This window comes from Vibrio sp. Y176, assembly GCF_033438945.1.
In genome coordinates, this window is record NZ_JAWOQS010000889.1 from 1 (window position 1) to 576 (window position 576).

The 576-nt window shown below is 49.3% G+C and carries 1 protein-coding gene; it reads right to left on the bottom strand.

What is annotated here, in order from left to right:
• On the bottom strand, positions 1-576 hold a 576-nt coding region (locus tag R7O13_RS29245), incomplete at both ends, for an ABC transporter permease subunit (protein WP_412125747.1).

Sequence of the window (576 nt, forward strand, 5' to 3'; positions counted from 1 at the left end):
ACCCAAAATCAGCACGCCAGCAATCACGTAAGAGACTTTACCGATACCACCTTTTAGCGACACACCACCAAGGACACAGGCAGAGATAACCACCAATTCAAAGCCCACAGACGTCATAGGCTGACCACTGGTCATACGCGCCGCCAAAATAACCCCCGCCAATGCCGAGATAAAGCCAGACACGGTGAAGATTATCATCTTAGTTTTCACGACATTCACACCCGCTAAGCGAGCCGCTTCTTCGTTGCCCCCAATCGCGAGCGTGTTACGACCATAAACAGTGCGATTCAGCAAGAAAGCAAAAACTCCAAAGGTAATGATCGTCAACCAAATCGGCGTTGGGATACCAATGAATGATGAGTTACCCAGTGCAAAGAAGCTCTCTTCTGTGATGCCCACCGCTTTACCATCTGAAATGATGTAGCCCAAGCCTCGTGCTATCTGCATAGTCGCCAAAGTGGTGATCAGTGCGTTGATTTGCAACTTAGCAATGACAAAACCGTTTAACAGACCAAAGGCAACGCCAGAAAGTAGACCTGCGCCCACACCAAGTACCACGCTGCTGGTTGCGTTGAT